Below are 4,006 nucleotides of genomic sequence, written 5' to 3' on the forward strand. Positions count from 1 at the left end.
TCAACGCAGCATGGCCGACGACCCGGCCCGCCTGCTCGACGAGCTCCACCTGCGCCACGATGCCTTCGAGCAGCAGAACCAGTTGCTCAAACAGATGCAGGCGGCGCTGCAACGGGCCCAGGCCACCAACCAGGAACTCGCCCTGGTGGCCGACCGCGCCACCGACGCCATCCTGATCTGTGACGCCCAGCGTTGCATCACCTGGGTCAACCCGGCCTTCACGCGGCTCACGGGCTTCCCGCTCACCGAGTGCCACGGCCAGCTGCCCGAAGAACTGCTGAGCGGCCCGCACACCGACCCTGCCGTCATCACCCGCATCAACCAGATGCTGGCCCAGGGCGCCACCGTCGAGCGCCTGGAGGTCTGCCACCACCGCAAGGACGGCGAGCCCTTCTGGGTCAGCCGCTCGGTGCAACCCCTGCACGGGCCGGACGGCCAGATCAACCGCTACATCGAGGTCCTGACCGACATCGGCGAACACCGCCGCGCCGAACACGAACACGCCAAGCGCCTGGAAGCCGAAGTGGCCCTGGCGACCAAGGTCGACTTCCTCGCCCGCATGAGCCACAGCATGCGCTCGCCGCTCAACGCCATCCTCGGCTTCACCCAGCTGCTCGACATGCACGCAGACAGCAGCCTGCCCGAATCGCAGCGCCGCCAGATCGGGCACATCCACACGGCCGGGGGCCAGCTGCTCTCCCTGCTCGACCAGGCACTGGAATACGCCAAACTCGACGACAAGCCCCTGGGGATCCGCCCCCAGCGTGTCGAGATCTCGGTGCTGCTGCGCGAGGTGCGCGCCGCGCTGGAAGACGACGCCCTGGCCCAGGACGTGACCGTCGTGGTCGACTGCCAGTGCCCTGCCGTCTGGGCCGACCCGCAGCACACCCGGGCCATCCTGCTCAACCTCATGAGCAACGCCATCAAGTTCAGCCCCCGCAGCGCCACCATCTGGCTGCAGGGCAAGGTCGCGCAAGACGAGCGCATCGGCATCGTCGAGATCCGCGACCAGGGCTTCGGCATCGAAGAAAACGACCTTCCCCGCCTGTTCCAGCCCTTCACCCGCCTCGACACCGCTCCCGGCAAGCCTGCGGGCAACGGTTTGGGCCTGGCCGTGTCACAGCGCCTGGCCGAACTCATGCACGGGCGCATCGCCGTGAGCTCGACCCTGGGCAAAGGCAGCACCTTCAGCCTGCACCTGCCGCTGGCCGAAGGCCCGGGCGCGCTGCGCGCCAACAACCTGCGCGGCGGCAACGAACCCGCCATCATGCTGCCGCCCCTGCGCGTGGTGCACATCGAAGACAACGCGCTCAACCGCAGCCTGGTCGAGGCCATGTTCGCGGCCTACCCCCAGGTGCGGCTTTATTCCGCCGAGACCGCCGCCGAGGGCCTGGCCAGCATCGAAGCGACCCACCCCGACGTGGCCCTGGTCGACATCAACCTGCCCGATGGCTCCGGCCTGGACCTCTGCCGCCGCCTGCGCGGCCAGGCCGCCTTCAAGAAACTGCCGCTGATCGCCCTCAGCGCCGACGCCCTGCCCGACCACATCGCCCGCGCCCTCCAGACCGGCTTCAGCCATTACCTGGTCAAGCCCCTGCAAATCAACCGCCTGCTGACCATCCTGGCGCATTTGCCCAGCACGCAGGCGACGGGGCCGCAGTGAGGGGGAGTCACGGAGTGCAATCAACCCGATGCTGTATTGGACTCACTTGCATTCAGCCAGCACCTTGCGTGCAGCAGACACATCTTTGATCTGATTAGGATTGCCGAGGCAGGCATCATCTTGCTCAATCAGAACCTTGCCATCCTGCTCACGCAATTTCAGCAGCACAGTCATGTAACGCCAGCCATCCCCAATGTCTTGCGCCTTCTTGACCAGTGGCTTGTCAGTAAGGTAGTAGCTGAGTGAAAACAACAAGGCGTCCTGGCCCTTGACCCTCGCCAGCGCCTGAACGCCATTGCACCAAGTGCGGCCATTTGCTTCGGCGAGCTTGATGTCGTGTTTGGCAGACTGCTTCAGCTTTTCGTCATAGATAAACAGGGCACATATTCCACCGCCAGCAATAGGGCCTGACTGAGTTTTGCGAGAAATTGCAGCAATACTGGCAGCATTCTGCTCCCTTGACTGATACTGAGCGCCAGCCACGTAAAAGTTCCGACCACCCCATTGCATTCGGAAGAAATTAATTGTTTCGTAGAAACTCTTGGCCTCAAAACCTTGCGCAACCTGATCACGATTCAATGCAGCCTCGAAATAATGTACGCCACGAAGCGCAAAACCCACCTGCTCCTCCGTCCACGGGAACTTGTAGTCCAACAATAATTCGGCATTGCAAAGATTTGACACCCCACCGACACCGACAAAAATGGCAGCAACGCGCACCAAATCAAACCAATTTATATTTTTCATACGCCTGCTCCATCTTCTTATCATAAGCATTCTTCTTGTAATCACCACCATTATAGTAAAGCGCAATCAGATCCCACCTCTTGGCCTTCACCGCAGACCACAACTTACCCCCCGCCTTTTTTCTAATGAACGACGACAGCAAACCAATTTGCCCAGCTTCACCTGCGCACATCTTCTCCACCATTGCAGTCGCGCTGGTCAAACCACAGTTTGCGAACTCTCCGCCCATGATCTGAAATTTACCCCATGAACAAGAGGCCAAGGCGGCCTCTGGGTCAATCCGGTAGGCATTCATCAAACGCAAGTAACTGGTTGCGTGAGAACCATAGCGATCTGATGCATCGGCATCCTTCTTGGACGTGAAAGCAGGCCCTGAAATATCAGGATGCATTTTGTCATGGGCGTGCTTGGTCAATCGACTAAACCAATGCCGCTCGAACAAAATGCTGGGCACCTGTTTGCCATCAACAGCATTGATCCGCCAGAATGCCGCACCCTTGGTTTCCACCTCTGCAATGGCTTTCAATACAGCAACCTCGCATTCCAAGTTGTTTGCTACATCGTCCCATTGCTTTGCAGTGATAGGAGCATCTTTATACAATTCAAACAGTCGCCGCAGTCCCTCAGGAATATCCACAGCGATTTGAATCACAGCCTGGCCGTGTTTACCCTTTTCTTTCTTGGACTTCACACTGGGGTTGTTTTTTATAGCGTCGCCCTCGGCGTTCCCCAAGGCACGCTGCGCCCCTGTCGACTCAGGCTTGCTTGGCGCGTTCTTGGGGTGCTCTTGTGTCGCACCATTGAACACCAACGCCCCGCTGACCAAAGTGATCAACTTGTGCCCATGATCGGATGCTGCCTTGCAAACCTGAACCCAGTGTCCTTGAAGGTCTTGAACCAAAACCTCGACGACAGACTTCGCGTCCTTGGTTGTCACCTTTGCCGCTGAACCATTGCCTGACGTTTCCCCCGGGACGACCTGCCCATCAAATTTGATCTTGTAGCGCAAGTTCTCGATGGGTTGACGCAATACATCCAGAAAGAGAACGCTGACACCGAAGGCTGTTTCTTTCGACAGGTAAAGCGTTTGACCTTCATCCAGCATATTTGGGTTGGCGATCCCATTGAGTTGACAGAGTTCTGTCACGGTCTTTCCGCAACGCTTTGCCAGTTTGCTCAACGTATCGCCGTGCTTGACCCGATAAGGGTCCTGAATGCTCAACTCACTCATCGTCGCCCTCATCAATGTGTTCGCCGCTCATCACGCCAGCATCCCAATCGGCAACTTCAATCTCCTGCTCCACAGTCCAATCATGCTTCAGGCCGAGGGCGTAACGCACCTGTTTGGCCTGGTCGGTGATCACACCGACAGTGAACTCCTCGGCAGGGCCCGCCGACAGTTGCCCAACTGAATTCGGGCCATCGAATACCGTCACACTTTTAGCGCCACTGAATGGGAGCCATTCGCCTGGGTAATCAGTGAAACCCAACGCCTCGCTGAAGACCGGCGCCTCCAAAACAGGTTTGATGCTTGGCTCAGGCACCCTTGTAGAAGCCCCGGAAGGCAACGACATCAAACTCACCGCCCCACTCCCC

4 protein-coding genes are annotated in these 4,006 nt (G+C 58.9%); 1 reads left to right on the forward strand and 3 read right to left on the reverse strand.

From position 1 onward, the window contains the following. The coding region (locus QZ994_RS19005) for an ATP-binding protein (RefSeq protein WP_290877410.1) at positions 1–1,663 on the forward strand (1,663 nt) is incomplete at its 5' end. Positions 1,664–1,705: 42 nt separating this feature from the next. On the opposite strand, the gene QZ994_RS19010 is transcribed toward QZ994_RS19005, so the two are convergent. The 3 genes from QZ994_RS19010 to QZ994_RS19020 form a co-directional block, all read right to left on the reverse strand. Continuing rightward, on the reverse strand, positions 1,706–2,410 hold the full coding sequence (locus tag QZ994_RS19010) for a hypothetical protein (RefSeq protein ID WP_290877412.1): 705 nt from the start codon (positions 2,408–2,410) through the stop codon (positions 1,706–1,708). Then, positions 2,388–3,641 carry an N-acetylmuramidase domain-containing protein gene (locus QZ994_RS19015; protein ID WP_290877414.1) on the reverse strand — a complete coding sequence of 418 codons (1,254 nt, stop codon included), beginning with the start codon at positions 3,639–3,641 and terminating at the stop codon, positions 2,388–2,390. The genes QZ994_RS19010 and QZ994_RS19015 overlap by 23 nt, the downstream gene beginning before the upstream one ends. Beyond that, positions 3,634–4,006 (reverse strand): hypothetical protein (locus QZ994_RS19020; RefSeq protein ID WP_290877416.1); only part of this gene is annotated, 373 nt, incomplete at its 5' end. The genes QZ994_RS19015 and QZ994_RS19020, both read right to left, overlap by 8 nt.

This window comes from Aquabacterium sp. (assembly GCF_021768455.1).
Classification (GTDB): Bacteria; Pseudomonadota; Gammaproteobacteria; order Burkholderiales; family Burkholderiaceae_C; genus Aquabacterium.